Origin of the sequence: Micromonospora sp. LOL_024, assembly GCF_048060415.1 — a bacterium.
Taxonomy (GTDB): domain Bacteria; phylum Actinomycetota; class Actinomycetes; order Mycobacteriales; family Micromonosporaceae; genus Micromonospora.
The window spans coordinates 107,098-126,525 of the sequence record NZ_JBHMIS010000002.1 but is presented as its reverse complement, the minus strand read 5'-3'; the positions used below and the strand labels follow the sequence as shown (position 1 = coordinate 126,525).

The 19,428-nt window shown below is 72.9% G+C and carries 14 protein-coding genes; 9 read left to right on the top strand and 5 right to left on the bottom strand.

Annotated features, from left to right (window positions below; translation table 11 throughout):
* Nucleotides 1-13 precede the first annotated feature (13 nt).
* Complete coding sequence (locus ACFHWY_RS04415; protein WP_416578788.1) at nt 14-3,670, bottom strand: hypothetical protein; 3,657 nt, start codon at nt 3,668-3,670, stop codon at nt 14-16.
* A gap of 271 nt (nt 3,671-3,941) precedes the next feature.
* The gene (locus ACFHWY_RS04410; protein ID WP_416578787.1) at nt 3,942-4,742 is read right to left on the bottom strand and encodes a DNA-formamidopyrimidine glycosylase family protein; all 801 of its coding nucleotides are present in this window, start codon (nt 4,740-4,742) and stop codon (nt 3,942-3,944) included.
* 108 nt (nt 4,743-4,850) lie between these two features.
* Here ACFHWY_RS04410 and ACFHWY_RS04405 point away from each other — a divergent pair, with 108 nt between their 5' ends.
* A complete protein-coding gene (locus tag ACFHWY_RS04405) occupies nt 4,851-6,047 on the top strand; it encodes a hypothetical protein (RefSeq protein WP_416578786.1) in 1,197 nt (398 codons plus the stop codon).
* An 86-nt stretch (nt 6,048-6,133) separates the two neighbouring features.
* Here ACFHWY_RS04405 and ACFHWY_RS04400 read toward each other — a convergent pair whose 3' ends face one another.
* Both ACFHWY_RS04400 and ACFHWY_RS04395 read right to left on the bottom strand, forming a co-directional pair.
* The gene (locus ACFHWY_RS04400) at nt 6,134-6,376 is read right to left on the bottom strand and encodes a CPCC family cysteine-rich protein (protein ID WP_416578785.1); all 243 of its coding nucleotides are present in this window, start codon (nt 6,374-6,376) and stop codon (nt 6,134-6,136) included.
* Complete coding sequence (locus ACFHWY_RS04395) at nt 6,369-7,292, bottom strand: SAM hydrolase/SAM-dependent halogenase family protein (protein WP_416578784.1); 924 nt, start codon at nt 7,290-7,292, stop codon at nt 6,369-6,371. Before ACFHWY_RS04395 ends, ACFHWY_RS04400 begins: the two co-directional genes overlap by 8 nt.
* A gap of 98 nt (nt 7,293-7,390) precedes the next feature.
* Between ACFHWY_RS04395 and ACFHWY_RS04390 the strand changes: the two genes are divergently transcribed.
* Complete coding sequence (locus tag ACFHWY_RS04390) at nt 7,391-7,966, top strand: hypothetical protein (protein ID WP_416578783.1); 576 nt, start codon at nt 7,391-7,393, stop codon at nt 7,964-7,966.
* Nucleotides 7,967-7,983: 17 nt separating this feature from the next.
* On the opposite strand, the gene ACFHWY_RS04385 is transcribed toward ACFHWY_RS04390, so the two are convergent.
* Nucleotides 7,984-12,552, bottom strand: coding sequence for an ATP-dependent helicase (locus ACFHWY_RS04385; RefSeq protein ID WP_416578782.1), 4,569 nt, complete (start codon nt 12,550-12,552; stop codon nt 7,984-7,986).
* Between the two features lie 180 nt (nt 12,553-12,732).
* On the opposite strand from ACFHWY_RS04385, the gene ACFHWY_RS04380 reads away from it, so the two are divergent.
* From ACFHWY_RS04380 to mnhG, 7 genes are all read left to right on the top strand, one after another.
* Nucleotides 12,733-13,113 (top strand): hypothetical protein, encoded by a 381-nt coding sequence (locus ACFHWY_RS04380; RefSeq protein WP_416578781.1) that lies wholly within the window; start codon nt 12,733-12,735, stop codon nt 13,111-13,113.
* Between the two features lie 139 nt (nt 13,114-13,252).
* Nucleotides 13,253-16,090 (top strand): Na+/H+ antiporter subunit A, encoded by a 2,838-nt coding sequence (locus ACFHWY_RS04375; protein WP_416578780.1) that lies wholly within the window; start codon nt 13,253-13,255, stop codon nt 16,088-16,090.
* A 20-nt stretch (nt 16,091-16,110) separates the two neighbouring features.
* Entirely contained in the window at nt 16,111-16,551 is a 441-nt protein-coding gene (locus ACFHWY_RS04370) for a Na(+)/H(+) antiporter subunit C (protein WP_416579014.1), read from the top strand.
* A 37-nt stretch (nt 16,552-16,588) separates the two neighbouring features.
* A complete protein-coding gene (locus tag ACFHWY_RS04365) occupies nt 16,589-18,091 on the top strand; it encodes a Na+/H+ antiporter subunit D (RefSeq protein WP_416578779.1) in 1,503 nt (500 codons plus the stop codon).
* A gap of 23 nt (nt 18,092-18,114) precedes the next feature.
* Nucleotides 18,115-18,699, top strand: coding sequence for a Na+/H+ antiporter subunit E (locus tag ACFHWY_RS04360; RefSeq protein ID WP_416579013.1), 585 nt, complete (start codon nt 18,115-18,117; stop codon nt 18,697-18,699).
* Complete coding sequence (locus ACFHWY_RS04355) at nt 18,696-18,959, top strand: monovalent cation/H+ antiporter complex subunit F (RefSeq protein WP_416578778.1); 264 nt, start codon at nt 18,696-18,698, stop codon at nt 18,957-18,959. Before ACFHWY_RS04360 ends, ACFHWY_RS04355 begins: the two co-directional genes overlap by 4 nt.
* The gene (gene mnhG, locus ACFHWY_RS04350) at nt 18,956-19,291 is read left to right on the top strand and encodes a monovalent cation/H(+) antiporter subunit G (protein ID WP_416578777.1); all 336 of its coding nucleotides are present in this window, start codon (nt 18,956-18,958) and stop codon (nt 19,289-19,291) included. The genes ACFHWY_RS04355 and mnhG overlap by 4 nt, the downstream gene beginning before the upstream one ends.
* Nucleotides 19,292-19,428 lie beyond the last annotated feature (137 nt).

Below are 19,428 nucleotides of genomic sequence, written 5' to 3'. Positions count from 1 at the left end.
GGGACGTGCCCGGTCAGTTCGGGGTGGTTACCGGGATGCTGCCGGTGAACGGGGAGGTGCCGACCACGTTGAACGAGCGGATCCGGTAGTGGTAGGTGACGCCACGGGTCAGGCCGGTGTTGGTGAAGCCTCGACCGGTGACCGTGAAGGTCGCCAGTTCACGGCTGAAGGCCGGGTCCAACGCCCGTTCGACGGTGAAGCCGGTGCCCTGGCCGGCGGGCGTGCTGGCCGCCCACCCCAGGACCACCGTTGCGGTGTCCGGGCCGGGTGCGCTGGTGGCGACGCTCACCGAGGTCGGCGTGCCGGGAGCGGCCGGGGTGCTCGCCGTCGCCACCGTCGACCAGGGTGAGGCGGTGCCGAGGTAGGTGGTGCGCACCCGGTAGTAGTACGTGGTGTCGGGTGCGACCGCCGGGTCGAGGTAAGTGTCGCCGACGCTGATCGCGGTGGTGCCCGGCCCGCTGGTGAAGGTCGGGTTGGTGGCCCGTTGCACGTCGATCCCGGTGGCGAAGGACCGGTTGGCCCAGCGCAGCGCGACCCGCAGCGGCGCGGCCGGCGGGATGGCCGCGGTCAGCCTGGTCGGTGCGGTGAGCTGAACCGACGCGGGGATGCTGTTCGACCAGGTGGAGCAGCCGACCGAGTTCTCCGTCCGGATCCGGTAGTGGTAGGTGACCCCGGGAGTGACCGTCGCGTCGGTGTAGCGGGTCGCCGTGGCCGCCACGGTGATCGTGGTCAGCCCGTTGGCGAACGTCGCATCGGTGGCGCGCTGCAACAGGTGGCTGGTGGCCGGTGGGCGGATGCCGTAGCCGTTGCCGGTCCAGGCCAGGGTGATCGCGGGCAGGGCGGTCGCCGAGCCGGGGGCGGGGGCGGCGGTGAGCCCGGTCGGTGCCCGGGGCGAGACGCGAACCACCAACGGCCGGTACATGCCCTGGTCCCGGTGGCCGGCCGCCCCGCTCGACCAGCCGTACTCCCAACCCAGGTTGACCAACTGGTTGACCCCGGCCGCCGGCCGTCCGTCGACCGGGCTGACCGGTGTGGACCCGAGCCGGGTGCCCGCCGGACGGCTCGGGTCGAGCAGCCGTACGCTGTCCCCGATCTTGAACGGCAGGACCGGTGCCTCGGGTCGCAGTGCGAGTAACACGTCCTCGCCCGGATCCACCCGGACGATCTGCTTCCAGCCGAGTTCGCCGGGGTGTGGCGGCCGGATCGTGCCGTCCCGACCGACCCGGCCGACCACCTGCACGTCCAGCCCGTCGAAGCGCACCGGATGACTCTGCCGGCCAGCGCCGCGTACCCGCCAGAGCTGGCTGCCGTCGCCGGGCGCGCCGACCGCCACGGCCGGGTCGCAGACGTGCAGCACCTCGGTCGGCGGGTCGGCGGGACCGAGCGGGATGGCGCCGCCGTGCAGCGGTCCGGCCTGCGGGTGCGCCACGCACAGTCGGCCGGTGAGTCGGCCGTGGCCGGGTTCGAAGACCTGCTGCACGGCCTTGACCTCCAGCGGCAGGTTCACCGGTGCGGCACCGCTGGGCGCCATGAACTCCACGGAGGCGGCGTGCACCGGCATCCGGGTCGGGCCGGAGGTGGTGCCGAAGCAGGCGTCGTACGCCGCGGCGGGCACCACCGGGGGACGTTGGCTGGCCGCGTACACGGCGGGCAGTCGTTCCCGCAGCCGGTCGTGGTCGTACGGCTCCGCCGGTGTTCCCGCCACCCGCAGTTGCAGCAGGGTGCGGGTGTTCGGACCGTACCCGGGAAGGGTGGACGGCGCGCCGCCCTCGGCGGTGCGGTCCGGCCCGCCGGTGTGCTGGTCGTACCGGGGGTCGAAGCAGGGCAGCGGGGCGGGGCAGTCGTTGTAGAGGATCAGTGTGCTGCCGGGTGTGACCGTGGCGAGGTCGACCAGCACGTCGGCCCGCTCGCCGGGGGCCAGCAGCAGTGCGTGACCGCCGACGTTGAGCACGGTCGGGTCGCGCCGGTCGTACCGGAAGCCGATTGGCTGGTTCGGGACCACCACGGGTGCCGGCAGCAGGCCGCACTCGTTGCCGATCCGGAGCATCTCGGGGCCGGCCGCTGCCGGGTCCGGCACGCCACCGGACCGACCGTCGGTGGGCCAGCCGACCGGCCGGCCGGGCGTACGGGCCGCGTCCACCATCGGCACCTCGCCCGCATCGGCATCGGCCAGCCGGCCGTCGGGTGTCCACATCGGCGCGTCCGAGGCGGCCCGGTACAGCTGTAGATTGAGCCAGCGGTCGGTGCAGGCGTTCAGGATGTGCCACCGGTACAGCCGGGGTTCCACCTCCAGGTACGGGTAGGCGGCACCGTTGACCAGCACGGTGTCGCCGTACGCGCCCGGCACCGCGCTCGGGTGCGGCACACCCGGCACCTCCGGCGGCTCGTCCGGGTCGGTGACCGGATCATGGTGCGGGTTGGGTACCGCGGCGGCGGGCAGGTCCTGGCCCAGGCCCGGCGCCGTACGTGACCACGGTCCGTAGTCCCACCGGCCGGTGGGGTTGCGCCCGTCGATCCGGTGCGGGTTCTGCCGGGGCTGGTAGACGTGCGGGTGCCAGAGGGCGCCGCGCGATCCCCAGCGGTCCCGGTCCCAGGTCGGATCCTGGGTGGCGAGTTGGGCGTCGTCCGGCACGAACGTCTTGTCCTCGAAGACCAGCGGCAGCTCGTCGGCCGGTAGCAGCCCCTCGCCGACCAGCCCCTCCTGGGCCTTGTCGGTGAGCAGGTAGAGCGCGAGCTGGCCGGAGTGGATGGTCAACCGGGACAGCCCTACGGTGTTGTCGTGGAACCAGAGCAGTCGGCCGCTCTGTTCGTTGGGGAAGTAGAGCGTGGTGGCGCCCTGCCCGGGGTGGGCCATGTCGGGGACGTGGGCCAGGCTGACGCCCGTCGGGTAGGGGGTGATCTCACCCGCCGGGGTGATCCACTGCCAGGGGTTGCCGGCGCTGATCCAGCCGGTGTGTGCGCCGCAGAGGTGCAGCACCGCCCGGTTCTGCGGAAAGGGCGCCGGCCCGTCGAGGGGAGCGGCGCCGGCACCGGGCACGGTCGGGTCGACCGGCAGGAACAGCTCGCCGGCCGGGCCGGCGGGAAGCTGGTTGATGAACTTGATCCGCACCGGCCGGCCGCGGCGGGCCAGCACGACCGGGCCGAGATGCCAGGGCCGTGGTGGCGGGGCGACGGTGTTGTGCCCGTCGACGTCAGTGCCGAGGTTCAGCTGCCGGTAGCCGCGAAGGCGGGTCGCCGGCAGGTCCCGGTGCAGGCGCTGCGCGTACTCCTGTAGGCCGATCTCGTAGTAGTCGCAGCCGGGGTGGGTGATGGTGTCCGGCACGGCGACGGGCAGGTGGGCGCCGAGCGGGGTCTGACCCAGAGCGCCCAGGCCGGGCAGTGGGTCGACGAACTTGCGCAGTCCGGTGCCGGCCAGTACCGCGCCGTCGTCGCCCAGGACCGGCAGCGGGCTGAAAGCGTGGTTCGGCACCGGGCCGAAGCAGCGGGGGGCCGCCGCCGGATCCAGGCTCGCCGGCATCGGTTCCGGGCTCGCCGGTGCCTGGACCGGCACCCGGGCTGGTGCCGACGTCGGTACGGTGTCGTCGTCGGGCTCGGCCGGGCGGTCGGGGTCGACGTGGGTGCGGGTGACGCGGACCAGCCAGGTCGACCGGAGTCTGCGGAACACAGCCATGGCTCTCCCGGGGATCGGGGCATGACGGCCACCACCGGCGACGTGGCGGCGCGGGCGGGCGGTGTGACGTTCCGTGAGCCGTCATTCGCAGCATGCGACGCGCGTGGTCGGTTAGGAAGGGCCCAGTCGTCCTAATCTGCCGATGCTGCGGCGTGTTGTCCGCGCCACTCCGGTCCGGTCGGGTGACGGGCCGTTTACCGCATCGGACCTGCCCAGACCGCCACGTGGAAGATCCACGGCAGTGGCTTCAGGTTGCGGTGGCGCGAGCCGGTCAAGGCGCGCCGGGCTGGCAGGTGGGGCACCAGTAGGTGACCCGTTCGCCCAGGTCCTCCTTGCGGATGGCGGTGCCGCAGCGCCGGCACGGCTGCGCCCGTCGCCCGTACACGTAGCTGGTCTGGCCGTGCCGTAGGGATCCGGTGCTGCTCTGCGTCCACCGGCCCCGGTTGGCGGCCAGCAGCGCCTGCGCCAGCGTGACCAGACCGGTCAGGTCGGGCACGTCCCGTACCGGTGTGCGGGGATGGACGCCGCGCAGGAACAGCACCTCGCACTTGTAGAGGTTGCCGATGCCGGCCAGGTTGCGCTGGTCGAGCAGGGCCACACCGATCGGGATGTCGGGGTGGGCGGTCAGCCGGCGGGTGGCCTCGGTCGCATCCCAGCCGACGCCGAGCAGGTCGGGGCCGAGGTGGCCGGTGAGGCGCCCCTCCTCGGCGGTGGGTACCAGGGTCACCTCGTGCAGGTGGTAGCCCACGGCGGTCGCGACCGGGGCGCGCAGCACCACCCGGATCAGATGCGCCGGCCGCGCCGACCAGCGTTCGCCCGTTGTGTACGCCCGCCAGGTGCCGTCCATCCGCAGGTGCGAGTGCAGCGTCCATCGCGATTCGCCGGTGCCGGCGGGGGCGTCCAGCCGGAGCAGCAGGTGTTTGCCCTGGCTGGCGCTTTCGCGCACCGTCCAGTCGGTGAGGTCGGTGGTGGCCAGTGCGGGCACCCGGAAGTCGCTGCCGGTCAGGCGGGTCCCGGCCAGCGCGCGTTCCAGGACACGGGCGGTGTTCCAGACGGTGTCACCTTCGGGCACCGCACTATTCTCCCACTTGAAGCGGATTCACGTGTATCACCATTTGTACGGTGCTTCTCTTCGATCTACTTATATGGGCATTATCGGGGAGTTCTGAGGAGAATGCAGATGAATTATCCCCGTACCCACGTCCTGGCTCTTGCCCTGACCATCGCCCTCGCCGTGTCCCTGCACCCCACGTCCGCGTCGGCCGCCCGCGCCGACCGCTGGGCCGCCGACCTGTCCGTCGTCGACGCCGACGACGTCAACGTGCGGTACACCCGCACCGGTCTCCGGCTGGCCGACTCCCGGCCGCCCGGAGTGCCGGCCCGGCGCAGCGCGGTCGCCGAGGGCATGCTGGTGGTCGCCCCGCGAAACCTCCGCCGCCCGGCGACCCGGATCCGGGCCGAGGTCACCGCCGCCACCAGATCCGGCGCCACCGCGAGCGTCCAGGTCCGTGGCTGGCGGGCGATCGGCTGGTCCGAGTGGCGGGACGCCGTCCCCGCGGCGGTCTTCGACCAGCCGGTCCGCCGGGTACAGGCCCGGGTGGTGCTCACCGGCAGCCGTTACGGCGCCACCACCCAGGTCAGCGCCGTCCGGCTCACCGCCGACACCGTCACCGCCACCGCCGCCACCCCCGGCCTCACCTACCGGGTGTACGCGACCCGGATCGGCCTGGTCGGCGAGGTGACCGCCAACGGGCACACCGTCCGCACCCGCGACCACTTCGTGGCGCTGCCCTCGCGCCGGGGACTCTCCCCGCGCAACAGCGGCGACTACACCCTGCGGGTCTGCACCACCAGCGGCAGCCGGTGCGAGTACGCGCCCGTCTGGGACGTCGGACCATGGAACACCCGCGACGACTACTGGAACCCGAGCGGGGTGCGGGAGAACTGGAAGGACCTGCCCCGGGGCAGACCGCAGGCGCAGGCGGCCTACCAGAACGGCTACAACGGCGGGCGGGACCAGTTCGGCCGGGTGGTGCTGAACCCGGCCGGCGTCGACCTCGCCGACGGGACGTTCTGGGACGGGTTGCAGCTGACCACGAACGCCTGGGTCGACGTGGCGTACCTGTGGACCGGAACAGGCGCACGTGGTGTGGTCGGCGACGGCCCGCTGAACGTGCGGGCCGGCCCCGGCACCGGCTACGCGACGCGGGGCCTGGCCGCCCAGCACGCCAACGTGCCGCTCCAGTGTTACGTGACCGGGCAGACGATCGCCGGTCCGTACCGCACCACCAACCGGTGGAATCGGCTAACCAGCGGGCAGTTCGTCAGCCACGCGTACATCTCGGCGGTCTGGGGTGGGTCGGTGCCGGTCTGCTGAACCGGGCCGCGGCAGGCCGGGCCGGCTCCTCCCCGCCGGCCCGGTCTGCCGCCCGCGGGTAACCCTCGTGTCCGGTCAGCGCCGGGTCAGGGCAGCTCATCCGGCCGGGGTGCCCGAACCGATTCCTGGTAGCGGGGGTGGCAGGCGCCGTAGACAGCGAAGTTGAGTCGAGCGTGGGACAGGCTCAGATCCCCGTTGGGCCCGCCGCGGACCACGTCGGCGTCCGCGTCGGCCTGGCCGTCGTCTGTCCAGAAGCAGACCGGACAGGTGCCGCCGCCGGTCCGGTACGCGCAGCAGGGGCAGGCGGCGGGAACCCAGCGATCATCCACTTCGACAGCTTTCCACAGTAGACGTTTCCTCCGCGTGGCGCGGGTCCGCATCGAGGGAGGCCATGACCCGGACCCGCAGCAGCGTACCCGGGATTGCCCCGAGTAGGTCGACGGCGTGTCCACCATTGACCGACAGCGCGACCTTCCCGGCCGAGTCCACGTGTGCCACCAGCGCGCCCACCGGCACGTCGGCGAACGTACGCCCGTGCACGGCCGCCAACTCCCGTTCCCCGCCGTCGGCCGCCTGTACCGGCTGGTCGGGCTCCGGCCGCACCAGGAGCCGGGCCGGCAGCGGGGCCAGCAGGTCGGCCGGGGCGGCCAGCTGAACGTTGCCGAAGTGGTCCACCGTCAGCACCTCGGCGACGAACCCGTCCGGCTCTCGCCGGACCACCGGGTCGGGCAGCCGCACCAGCGTCGTCGGGTCGACCGGCGGGCCGGCCTGCGCCAGCGGTGCGCCCAGCGCCAGTCGGGCCGCGACCGGCGCGAAGACGTCCCGACCGTGGAAGGTGGCCGAAACCCGAGACGCCAGCCAACGCGGATTGGTCAGCTCCACCGTGCCGGTCACCCCGCCGAGGGCCTCGGCGGCGTCGAGCAGCAGGCCGTTGTCCGGCCCGACCAGGAGCCCGCCGGGCGTGGCCAGCGCGACGCCCCGCCGCGTCGTGCCGACGCCCGGGTCGACCACCGCCACATGCACCCCGGACGGCAGGTGCGGCACGGTCTGCGCGAGCACCGTCGCGCCCCGGCGGACGTTACCCGGCGGCACCAGGTGGGTCACGTCGATGATCCGCATCTCGGGCGCGAGCCGCGCGATCACTCCGTGGCAGGCCGCCACGAACCCGTCGGCGAGCCCGTAATCCGTGGTGATCGAGACAACCCCGGTCGGCCCCCGGGCGTTGCTGGCGGCGCTGCTGGTCACGGCACCGGATCGTACGCGTCGTCCTGCCGGATACGCGACACTGCGCCTGACCGACCGGCTACTGCCGGTGACGGAGTGGGTTGGGCAGACTGCCAGGAGTGAGCCATCGGATCCTGCCCGTCGTCGTCCTGCTGACGGCCACGCTCGCCGCCTGCGGTGGTGACCCGGAGCAGCCGGCGGGACCGAGTTCGCCCGCCGGCGCCGCGTCGACCGAGGCGGTCCCGTCGGCGGGCGAGGTGGACCCGACCGGGCCGGGCGCCGCCGACGCACCACCGTCTACCAGAGCGGGAGCGGACGGCCCGACCGCCGGTGGCGACACCGAACGGCGTCCGCCCAGCCCACCACCGGTGGTGCTGCCGCCACGCCAGGAAGGCGCACCGACCGCCGGAGAGGTCGTCGCGGCCTTTCGGGCCGCCGGGCTCAGGGTGGCCGACCCCCGGGACCGGTCCGTGGAGTGTGGACCGGACGGGCTGGGGCTGGGCTGCTCGGAACTCGTCGTCACCACCGACGTTGCCGTGTACGTATTCCCGGACGAGAGCAGCGCCGGTGACCTGGCCGAGCGGTGGAATGGCGCCGCGTACCGCAGCGGCACGGTGGTGCTCAACTACCCCTCGGCGCGGACGCCGCCCACCGACCGCCGCCGCTATGAGAAGACCCTCGACACCCTCCGCTGAACTGCGGAAGTGATCCATCAGGGGCGCAGGCGCAGGCCGCGGGGGGTGGTTCGGAAACCGGCTGCGGTGAGGGCGTCGCGCAGCGGCGACGAGCGAACGGGATCGCCGTCGGCGCGCTCCACCGATATCGGGCCCAGCGCGCCGGAGTGGACCGCGTCGGCCAGCGCCCTGCCGGTTGAGGTCAGCGCCTGCTCGTCGTCGGTGAAGGAGAGGATGCTGCGCCCGCCCCGCTCCACGTAGAGCGCCAGCTGACCCGCTACCAGCACCACCAGGGCTCCCGCCTTGCGGCCGGCCCGGTGGCCGGTGCCCGGCTGCGGCGCCGCGTCGTCTCCGGCGTCGATCGCCCGCTCCGGCCAGGGCAGCGCCGCGCCGTAGGGGTTCGCCGGGTCGGTGGCGGCAAGCACCACCGTGGCGCCGCCCCGAGCGCGCCCGCCGCCGACCGGCTCGGCCAGGGCACGGATACGGTCCACCGCGCCAGGCACCGCGAACTGTGCCGCGCCCAGTCCGTCGACGAAGTATCCCCGGCGGGCCGCGCCGCGCTCCTCCAGCGCGGCCAGCACCGGGTAGACCGCGGCGAAGCCGCCAGGCACCTGCTCGGCCATGACCGCGCCCCGGGTCAGCACGCCGTGTCGTTCCAGCAGCGCATCGGCGAGCGCGGCGGCGCGGCGGGTCGCGTCGGTGTCTCGGTCCGGTAGTCGCGACCAGCGGCCGGCCACCGTCGGCGGGCCGCTGCGGCTGGGCAGCGCGACCCTTCCCGGCCTCCGGTAGCGGCCGCGCGCGACGCCCGGGCGCGCGCGATGGGCGCCACCGGCACCGATCACGGCCCGCAACGGCGCAAGGGTGTCGTTGGTGAGGTGGCCGGCCCAGACCAGGTCCCAGATGACGGCGGTCAGCTCGGCGTCGTCGGTGGCCCCGACCCGGTCGGCCAGGGGACGGAAGAACAGGGCCTGACCGTCGTCGAGGGCGTCCAGCACCGTGTCGTGCAGGGGCGTGCGGGCGAGCGCGTCGTTCGGTGGCGGGAGCAGCAGCGGGGCGGAGTCGGCGTACGCCAGGCTGACCCAGCCGTCCCCGCCGGAGATCGCTCCCGCGCCGGTCCAGAGCACCTCGCCGCTGGCGCAGAGTTCGTCGAGTTGCGCGGGGGAGTAGTCCGCGACCCGGGCGGGCAGCACCAGGCGTTCCAGTGCCGAGGCCGGCACCGACACACCCTGCAACTGCTCCACGGCGGCGGCGACCGCCTCAACCCCTCGGGCCGCGGAACCGACCTGCTGCCAGCGGGGCAGGAAGGTGGCCAGCGCCCGGGGTGGCACCGGCTCGATCTCCCGGCGCAGCGCGGCGAGGGAGCGGCGGCGCAGCAGGCGCAGTACCTCTGCGTCGCACCACTGGGCGCCGACCGTGTCCGGCGTGAACTCGCCGGAGACCACCCGACCGGTGGCGGCCAGGCGGCGCAGCACCTGCTCCACCACGAAGACCCCGAGCCCGAATCGGGCCGCGCAGGTGGTGGCCGCGAACGGGGCGTGGGTGCGGGCGTACCGGGCGACCAGGTCACCGAGCGGGTCGGCCACGGGTTCGAGGTACGCCTGCGCGACACCCACCGGCAGGGCAACACCCAGCGCGTCCCGCAGCCGGCCGGCGTCCTCGATGCCGACCCACCGCTCCTGCCCGGCGATGCGGACCCGCAGCACCCGTCGGGCGGCGGCCAGTTCGGTCAGCCACTGCTCGGGCGCGCCGCGTTCGGCCAGCTCGTCGGCGCTGAGGTCGCCGAGCTGCCGCAACAGCTCGATCACGTCCTCGGTGTCCCGGGGCCGGCGCTGCGCAGTCAGCCACCGCAACTGCCGCTCGGTCTCGGTGAGCACGGCTGGTTCGAGCAGTTCACGCAGGTCGACCCGGCCGAGCAGCTCGCCGAGCAGCGCCGAATCCAGGGCGAGTGCCGCGGCCCGCCGTTCGGCCAGCGGCGCGTCGCCCTCGTAGAGGAAGGCGCCGACGTAGCCGAAGAGGAGCGAGCGGGCGAACGGTGACGGCCGGGTCGTCTCCACCTCCACGAGCCGGACCCGTCGGCCGGCGAGCTGACGCATCACCTCGGTCAGGGCTGGCAGGTCGAAGACGTCCTGTAGGCATTCCCGAGCCGCCTCCAGCGTGACCGGGAAGTCGGCGAACTCGCGGGCCACGTCCAGCAACTGGGCGGCGCGTTGCCGCTGCTGCCAGAGCGGCTGGCGGCGACGCGGGTCACGGCGGGGCAACAGCAGCGAGCGCGTGGCGCACTCCCGGAAGCGGGCGGCGAACAGGGCCGAGGTGCCGACCGACTCCTCCACCAGCTGGGTGATCTCCTCGGGATCGAACGCCACCACGTCGGCGCCGGGTGGCGTGTCGGCGGTGTCCGGCAGGCGTACCACGATGCCGTCGTCGGCGGGCATCACCTGCGCGTCCACCCCGTACCGCTCGGCTAGCCGCCGGCCGATGGCCAACGCCCAGGGCGCGTTCACCCGGGCCCCCAGGACGCTGTGCACGGCGAGCCGCCAGTCGCCGAGCTCGTCGCGGAACCTCTCGACCACCACCGTCCGGTCGTCCGGCAGCGCACGGGTCGCGGCCTGCTGCTCGCGCAGGTATGCCATCAGGTTTCCGGCGGCCCAGTCGTCCAGCCCGGCGGCGCGCAGCGTGGCCATCGCCTCCTCGTCGCCCTGACGCAGCAGCGTGCGGACCCGGGTGCCGATTGCCCGGCCCAACTCGACCGGCCGGCCGGGCTGGTCGCCCTTCCAGAACGGCATCTTGGCGGCCTGCCCGGGGGCCGGGGAGACCAGCACCCGGTCCGGCGTGATCTCCTCGATCCGCCAGGACGAGGAGCCGAGCAGGAAGACGTCGCCGACTCGCGACTCGTAGACCATCTCCTCGTCCAGCTCGCCCACTCGGGCGGCGCGTTCCGCGCCGGCCAGAAAGACACCGAACAGCCCTCGGTCGGGAATGGTGCCGCCACTGGTAACCGCGAGCCGCTGGGCACCTGGGCGGCCGGTCAGCACGTCCGTGGTGCGGTCCCACACCAGCCGGGGACGAAGCTCGGCGAAGGCGGTCGACGGGTAGCGGCCGGAGAGCATGTCCAGCACGGCGTGCAGCGCGGATTCGGGCAGTTCGGCGAAGGGCGCGGCGCGCCGGACGACAGTCGCCAGGTCGTCCACCCGCCACCGGTCGAGCGCGACCATCGCGACGATCTGCTGGGCGAGGACGTCCAGCGGGTTGCGTGGATGTCGCAGCTCCTCGATGGCGGCGTCGGCCATCCGCTCGGCGACTACGGCGCAGGAGAGCAGGTCGCCCCGGTGCTTGGGCAGGACAACACCCCGGGACACCGCGCCGACCTGGTGCCCGGCCCGGCCGACACGTTGCAGGCCGGCGGCCACGCTGGGCGGTGCCTCGATCTGCACGACCAGGTCGACCGCGCCCATGTCGATGCCGAGTTCGAGGCTGGAGGTAGCCACCACCGCCGGCAACTGCCCTGCCTTCAGTGACTCCTCGATGTGCTGGCGTTCCTCCCGGGAGACGCTGCCGTGGTGCGCCCGGGCGATCACCGGCGGCACGCCGGCCACCGCGCCGGCCTGGGCCATCAGCTCCGCTGGGAGCCGGGTGGCCCGACCGGTTGTGGCCGGCTCCGCCTCGGTCTGCTCCTCGGCGGCGAGTTCGTTGAGCCGGGCGCATAGCCGCTCGGCGCTGCGCCGGGAGTTGGTGAAGACGATGGTCGAGCGGTGGGACCGGATCAGCCCGAAGACCCGTTCCTCCACAGCGGGCCAGATCGAGGCCGACCGGGGGGCGGTCAGCTCGTCCTGCGGAGTGTCGTGCTCGTCGAGGCGGGTCATGTCCTCCACCGGTACCTGGACGCTGACCTCGATCGTCTTGGCGGTTGTCGGGGCGACCACCTCGACAGGACGGCCGCCGCCGAGGAAACGGGCGCACTCGTCCAGCGGCCGGACGGTGGCGGAGAGGCCGATCCGTTGAGCCGGGGCGGGCAGCAGCTCGTCGAGGCGCTCCAAGGAGAGTGCGAGATGGGCGCCGCGCTTGGTGCCGGCTACCGCGTGCACCTCGTCGACGATTACCGTCTCGACCCCGCGCAGCGAGTCCCGGGCAGCGGAGGTGAGCAGCAGGAACAGGGACTCCGGCGTGGTGATCAGCACGTCCGGCGGGGTGCGGGCGAAGGCCCGACGCTCGTCGGTGGGGGTGTCCCCGGTACGCATGCCGACGGTGATCTGCGGCGGCGGCAGCGCCAGGCGGGTCGCGGCCTGCCGGATGCCGGTGAGGGGAGCACGCAGGTTGCGTTCGACGTCGACCGCGAGCGCCTTGAGCGGGCTGACGTAGAGCACCCGGCACCGGTGCCTCGGGTCGGCCGGTGTGGGTTCGCGGGCGAGCCGGTCGAGCGACCACAGGAACGCGGCCAGCGTCTTGCCGGAACCGGTGGGCGCCACGACGAGGGCGTGGCGGCCGGCGGCGACCGCGTCCCAGGCGCCGACCTGTGCCGCCGTGGGCGCGGCGAACGCCGCGCCGAACCACTCCCGGGTCGCCCGACCGAATCGGGACAGCCCCGCCGCAGCCACGCTGGAATCCGCCACGACTCCATCCTGCCCCCGGGGACCGACAGCCGTCGTCGCCGCTCTAGCGGGGTTTGTCGGTTTAAGGCGTTAAGAATGGCCTGCGTGTAGAATCCGTTTAGTCTTACTTAACTGCTTGCTTGTGGCGGGCAACATAAAGTAACTTCACCCGCGGCGTTGCGGGCGGGTGGAGGAGGTCGGATGGTCGTCGAAGAGTGGAGTTCCGGACCCGCCACCGACGTCCTGATCCGCAAGGTCGACAGCCATGTCGCCACCCTTCGTGCCGGGCTGCACGGTGCCGAGCTGGAGTTGGCCGAGCGGCTCGCCGGCTGCCTGCGGGAGTTGGTCGTCACCACCGCCCAGGCCAGCGCGGCCGACCGCGCACAGGTGCGGGCCGCCGTGCACTACTTCGTCCTGCGCCGGGAGAGTCGCGGCCGGCTGTTGTCGGTGCGGTCCCTGGCCGCCGCGCAGCGCCTGGTCAACAGGGCGGCGTCGCAGCTCGGCCGGCCCGACCTGATGGTCGAGGGGCGTCCCGGTCGGGGCGCCGCGAGCTCACCGGCGGACGCTGCCGCCCGCCCCTGAACCGCCCGCCGCCATCCCGCCGGCGAAAGTAGCCGCATTTCGGGAAAACCACCCACAGCGCGCTGATCTGTCGTCTGATCGCTGCTAGGTGCCGGGTTCAGGCCGAGCGGCGCCACGGCCACCTCGACCGGGAGCGCGCGTGCTCGAACTGCTGATCCTGCACCTCGTGGCGGCCCTCGTGGCGCCACTGCTGGTGCGTCGGTGGGGTCCGCGCGCCTACTACCTGCTGGCGCTCGCGCCCGCGGCCGCCTTCGGCTGGGCCCTGGTACGCACACCAGACGTCGCCGACGGTGGCGCGGTGCTTGAAAGGTACCCGTGGATCCCGCAACTGGGGCTGGAATTCTCCCTGCGGATGACCACCCTGTCCTGGCTGATGACGCTGCTGGTCGGTGGCGTGGGCGCCCTGGTGCTGGTCTACAGCGCCCGGTACTTCCCGCCCGGCGCACTCGGAAACGCCCGGCTGGCCGGGGTGATGGTCGCCTTCGCCGGTGCGATGCTCGGGCTGGTCCTCGCCGACAATCTGCTGCTGCTCTACGTCGGCTGGGAACTCACCACGATCTTCTCGTACCTTCTGATCGGGCACAGCACCGAGCGGCGGTCCAGCCGCTGGGCGGCGGCCCAGGCCCTGACCGTGACCACGCTCGGTGGCCTGGCCATGCTGGTCGGGTTCATCATGCTCGGCCAGCACGCGGGCACCTACCGCTGGTCGGAGTTGGCGGAGCGACCGCTGCCCGCTGGCGGCTACCTGGTCGTCGCCGTGCTGCTGATCCTGCTCGGGGCGCTGTCGAAGTCGGCGGTGCTGCCGTTCGCCTCATGGCTGCCGGTGGCGATGGCGGCGCCGACGCCGGTCAGCGCGTACCTGCACGCGGCGGCGATGGTCAAGGCCGGCGTCTACCTGCTCGGCCTGCTCGCCCCGATGCTCGCCGTGGCCGGACCGTGGCGCCCGGTGGTGGTGACCGCCGGCCTGGCCACCATGGTGCTGGGCGGTTGGGCGGCGCTGCGGCAGACCGACCTGAAGCTGCTGCTCGCGCACGGCACGGTCAGCCAACTCGGCCTGCTGACGGTCGTGATCGGGGTCGGCACCGCCGACGCCGCGTTGGCCGGTGTCGCCATGTTGCTCGCCCACGCCCTGTTCAAGGCGGCGCTGTTCCTCGTCGTCGGCGTGATCGACCACGGTGCCGGCACCCGGGACCTGCGGGAGCTGTCCGGGCTGCGCCGGACCGCACCGGTCCTGACCGGCGTGGCGGTGCTCGCCGCCGCGTCGATGGCCGGCCTGCCGCCCCTGCTCGGCTTCGTGGCGAAGGAGGCCGTCTTCGCCGCCTTCACCGATCAGCCGCTGGTGCTGGCGGGGCTGGTGGCCGGCACCGTGCTCACCGTGGCGTACAGCATCAGGTTCCTCTGGGGAGCGTTCGCCACCCGACCCGGCACCGCCCCGACCCAGCTGGGGCGAATCGGGCTGCCACTGCTGGTGCCGCCGCTGCTGCTGGCCGTGGTCGGGCTCGTCGCGGGCCCGGCGGCCGGGGTGCTGGACCACCTGCTTCGTCCCTACCCCGAACTGTTCGGCACCGTCGGTGAGCACCTGGCGTTGTGGCACGGCCTCACCCCGGCGCTCGGTCTCTCCGCGCTCGCCGTGGTGGGCGGGGCGGCACTGTTCGCGCTGCGTGGCCCGTTGGCCCCGGCGCTCGCCCGGCTGCGCTCGCCGGTCACCGGGGAGCAGGGGTACGAGTGGATCACCCAGCGCTTCGACCGGATCGCCGTGGACGTCACCAGCGTCACCCAGCGGGGCTCACTGCCGCAGTATCTCGGGCTCATCCTGATCGTGCTGGCCGCGATGCCCGGCGGGGCGCTGCTGTTCACCCGGTCCTGGACAGAGCCAATCGCGTTGTGGACCAGTCCCGCTCAGCCAGTGGTGCTGCTGGTGATCAGCGTCGCCGCCGTGCTCGCCGTGGGCGCCCGGCGGCGGCTGACCGCGATGCTGCTGGTCGGGATGACCGGCTACGGCACCGCCATGCTCTTCCTCCTCCGCGGCGCGCCGGATCTGGCGTTGACCCAGTTCCTCGTGGAGACCATGACCATCGCGATCTTCGTGCTGGTGCTGCGCCGGTTGCCGGAGCGGTTCTCGATCCGGCCGCTGCGGCGCAGCCGCTGGATACGCCGGACGATCGGCGTGATCGTCGGTACCACGGTGGCCAGCCTGGCCATCGGCGCCGCGGCAGCCCGGCAGGCTCGCCCCATCTCCGAGGACTTCCCGCGCCTGGCGGTCGAGCAGGGATACGGCCGCAACGTGGTCAACGTGACGTTGGTGGACATCCGCGCCTGGGACACCCTGGGCGAGGTGGCGGTGCTGGTGGTGGCCGCCACCGGGGTGGCGAGCCTGATCTTCCAGAAGTCCCGCACCGGCCCACGTCCGCGGCGGCGGGAGGACGATGGCCAGGAAGCCGTCCCCGGCCGGTCGGTCTGGCTGCGCGGCGGGGCCACCCTGCACGAACGGCACCGGTCGATCGTGCTGGAGGTGGTCACCCGGCTGATCTCCCACACCGCGGTGCTCTTCTCCCTCTACCTGTTGTTCTCCGGACACAACGCGCCCGGCGGAGGCTTCGCTGGGGGACTCGTGGCCAGCCTCGCGCTGACCATGCGTTACCTCGCCGGTGGCCGGTACGAACTGGTCGAGGCCGCGCCGGTGGGCGCCGGCACAGTGCTCGGCGCCGGGCTGCTGCTCACCGCCGGCAGCGCGGTGATCTCCCTGCTCGGCGGCGGCGCCGTGCTGGAGAGCACCACGATCGACCTCTGGCTTCCGGGGATCGGGGACTTCTACCTGGTCACCTCCCTCTTCTTCGACATCGGCGTCTACCTGGTGGTGATCGGGCTGACGCTGGACGTGTTGCGCAGCCTCGGCGCCGAGGTGGACCGGCACATCGAGGCGGCCGATCGGGCCGTCGGCCCGGCGGCCACCGACGGTCACAGGGAGGCCCGGTGAGCAGCGCCGGAGCGAACCTGATGTCCTTCGTGGCGATCGGGGTGCTCGTCGGCTGCGGCGTGGCCCTGCTGCTGGAACGCAGCCTGAGCCGGGTGCTGCTCGGTGTCATCCTGATCGGCAACGGTGTCAACCTGTTGATCGTCTTCGGTGGCCGGTCCGGGGAGTCGCCGGTGGTCGGGGTCACCGACGAGGCCGCGATGAGCGACGCACTGCCCCAGGCGATGGTGCTCACCGCCATCGTGATCACCTTCGGGTTCACCGCCTTCCTGCTGGCGATCAGCTACCGCAGCTGGTACCTGACCGGCGACGACGAGGTGCCCGACGACGTCGAGGACCGGCAGGTGGTGCGCCGGGCCGCGCATCAGGAGGTCTCGACCGCCGACCTCGCGAGCGAGCCGGCCGTCGCCGACCCGGAGCAGATCGACGCGCCGGCACCTGAACGACCCGAGGGGCCGGGATGATCCGGGACCCGCGAAGCCATCACCGACGGGGGCGGCGATGAGCGAACTGGTGCCGCTGCCGGTGGTGCTGCCGTTGCTGGGCGCGGCACTGACCCTGCTGTTCGCCACCCGGCCGTGGCTGCAACGGGTGCTCAGCGTGGGCTGCCTGAGCACCAGCCTGGTGGTGGCGGTGGTGCTGCTGGTGCAGGCGTACCGACATGGACCGCTGGTGGTGCAGATCGGTGACTGGCCAGCACCGGTCGGCATCGTGCTGGTCGCCGACCAGTTGGCCGCGCTGATGCTGGTGGTCTCCTCGGCGGTGACCCTCTGCGTGCTGCTGTACTCGATCGGGCAGGGGCAGGCGGAGGTCGGCGAGACCGCGCCGGTGTCCATCTTCCACCCGACCTACCTGGTGCTGGCCGCCGGCGTGTGCAACGCCTTCCTCGCCGGGGACCTGTTCAACCTCTACGTCGGCTTCGAGATGCTGCTCGCCGCGAGCTTCGTCCTGATCACCCTGAACGGCACCGGACCACGGATCCGCACCGGTTCAACGTACGTGGTGGTCAACGTCCTGGCGTCGATGATCTTCCTGATCTCGGTGGGCCTGGTCTACGCGGCCACCGGCACCCTCAACCTGGCCCAGCTCGCCGCGCGGCTGGACGCGTTGCCGGACGGCGTACGGCTGAGCCTCCAGTTGATACTTCTGGTGGCCTTCGGTATCAAGGCGGCGGTCTTCCCGCTGTCGGCGTGGCTGCCGGACAGCTACCCGACCGCGCCCGCCCCGGTCACCGCCGTCTTCGCCGGCCTGCTCACCAAGGTCGGCGTGTACGCGATCATCCGGACCCAAACCCTCCTCTTCCCGGACCAGCAGGCCGGCGAGCTACTGATGGTGGCGGCCGGACTGACCATGGTGGTCGGCATCCTCGGCGCGGTGGCCCAGTCGGACTTGAAACGGCTGCTGTCGTTCACGCTGGTCAGCCACATCGGTTACATGATCTTCGGTGTGGGGCTCAGCACGGTCGCCGGGCTGGTCGGAGCCATCTTCTACGTGGTCCACCACATCACCATCCAGACCACCCTGTTCCTGGTCACCGGTCTGGTCGAGCAGCGGACCGGCAGCACCGACCTGCGGCGGCTCAGCGGGCTGGCCCGGCTGGCGCCGCTGCTCGGCGTGCTGTTCTTCGTCTCGGCGATGAACCTCGCGGGCATCCCGCCGTTCTCCGGTTTCCTGGGCAAGCTCGGCCTACTCCAGGCCGGCGTCGCCGTTGGCGGACCGCTGCCCTGGACGCTGGTGGCCGTCGGCGCCGCGACCAGCCTACTCACCCTCTACGTGGCGAGCCGGGTGTGGAACATCGCCTTCTGGCGGTCGCCCTGCCAGGCCGTCGCGCCGACCGCGCCGCTGCCCGCACTGATGGTCGGGGCCACGGTCGCCCTGGTGGCGCTCGGTGTGGCGCTGACCGTGGCGGCGGGTCCGCTGTTCGAGGTGACCGCGGGTGCGGCGGCCGATCTGATGGAGCGGACCCCGTACGTGCGGGCCGTCCTGCCCGGCGGGGCGTCGTGACGGCGCCCGGCACCGGCGGCGCGGTGCCACCGTCCGGGTCCGCCAGCAAGGCCCGGGCCACTGCGGGCCGCCGGCGCGACCAGTTGATCGCGTACGGCTGGTTGGTGCTGGTCTGGAACCTGCTCTGGGGGGACTTCAGCTGGGGCAACCTGCTGGGTGGTCTGCTGGTGGCCGGCGCGGTGCTGGTGTTCTTCCCGCTTCCTCCGGTCACCTTCACCGGTCGGCTGAGGTTGCGCGGGCTGCTGGTGTTCGGGGGGCGGTTCGGCGTCGAACTGGTCCGGGCCAGCGCGCACGTGGCCCGGATCGCGGTGCATCCCGGCTATGTCCCCCGCTCGGCCATCATCGCGGTCCAACTGCGGGTGTCCACCGATCTCAATCTGGCTCTCACCGCAGAGGTCCTCTCCCTGGTACCGGGCACGTTGATCGTGGAGGTGGACCGGGATGCCGGGATCCTCTACGTGCACGTGCTCGACGTGCGTGGCCCCGCCGACCTCGCCGCCAGCCGCGCCCGGATCCGGGACGTGGAGCGGCGGATCGTCTCGGCGGTCGGCTCGGACGCCGAGCTGCGCATGGTCCGTTCCGATCGAGTCGACAAGGAATTCTCGTGAACGAAGTCGTCGCCTTCCTGCTCGCCGGCCTGTTGTCACTGACCGCCCTGCTCGCCCTCGTCCGGCTCTACCGGGGCCCGACGCTGCTGGACCGGGTGGTCGCCGCCGACATGCTGCTCGCCACGATCCTCGGTGCCGTCGGCGCGGAGGCGGCCGTCAACCGGCACGCCACCACGCTTCCGGTGCTGGTGGTGCTCGCCCTGCTCGGTTTCGTCGGTTCTGTCTCCCTGGTCCGCTTCGCCGTTTGGGACCAGCCGTGACACCGGGTGCGGTCGCCGACTGGCTCGGCGCCGCCAGCCTGGTCGCCGGTGCGCTGCTGAGCCTGGCCGCCGCGATCGGGGTGCTCCGTTTTCCGGACACGCTGAGCCGGATGCACGCGGCGACCAAACCGCAGGTGCTTGGCGTGCTCCTGCTGCTGCTCGGGCTGGGCCTGCGCCTGCGCAGCCTCTCCGACCTGGGCATGATCGTCCTCGTCGGGGTGTTCCAGCTGGCCACCGCACCGGTCGCCGCGCAGATGATCGGCCGGGCCGCATACCGTAGCGGGCGGGTGGATCGGGACCTGCTCGACACCGACGAGCTGGCCGACCGGTGACCGTCCGCCACGTGGCGGTGACCGTGGTCCCCGCGGGCCGGACCGGGGTCCGCACACCTGCCCGTTCCGGGTCCGGACGCCGGTAGAATGACGGCATGATCGACTCGTCTGCCCAGGAGGGCAGCAGTAGCCAGCCG